Below are 415 nucleotides of genomic sequence, written 5' to 3' on the forward strand. Positions count from 1 at the left end.
ATGTATTCCTCGGCTGCTCGTCAGTACCCAGCCACCACGCTGGGCAGACCGCTCCGGCCAGGCCGGGGCGGTTTCGCTTAGTGGATGGTGGGTTTCCCCTCGGTTGATGGCGCCTGACCCTGAGCCTCCGCACGGGCGGCCTTGCACTTGTCGCACTGGCAAGTCCCTTTCTCTGCCGCACTCTTGGTGGCCTTTGGCACGATGTCTTTGGCGACATACAGAAGGGCCAATGCGGTGATAGCGGCCGGGCCATCCTTTTTGCCTGTTCCATCCAGGACGATGCTCAGCCCGTTGCTTTCCTCGGTAATGGTGATGGTGAACTTGCTCATGAATCCCCCTAGCGCAGGCAATGAAAGGTGATGTGATAGTCGCGGGCGATCTGGCGCACCCGCTTGGGATGAAGGCGCAGGTCATG

General features: G+C 60.7%; 1 protein-coding gene and 1 other RNA gene. Both read right to left on the reverse strand.

The genetic code is table 11. The annotated features are described in order from the left end of the window. Window positions 1-7: 7 nt before the first annotated feature. An RNA gene (locus A6723_RS00680) (hammerhead ribozyme type II) lies at window positions 8-79 on the reverse strand. After that, the gene (locus A6723_RS00685) at window positions 78-329 is read right to left on the reverse strand and encodes a hypothetical protein (protein WP_054906986.1); all 252 of its coding nucleotides are present in this window, start codon (window positions 327-329) and stop codon (window positions 78-80) included. Before A6723_RS00685 ends, A6723_RS00680 begins: the two co-directional genes overlap by 2 nt. Between the last annotated feature and the right edge of the window lie 86 nt (window positions 330-415).

The sequence above is a fragment of the Pseudomonas sp. AU11447 genome, assembly GCF_001672555.2.
In the GTDB taxonomy this organism is placed as follows: Bacteria; Pseudomonadota; Gammaproteobacteria; order Pseudomonadales; family Pseudomonadaceae; genus Pseudomonas; species Pseudomonas nitroreducens.

Bases quoted from the DNA above. Each gene is read 5' to 3' on its own strand.
- A6723_RS00685 (WP_054906986.1), bottom strand. From the start codon at position 329: ATGAGCAAGTTCACCATCACCATTACCGAGGAAAGCAACGGGCTGAGC.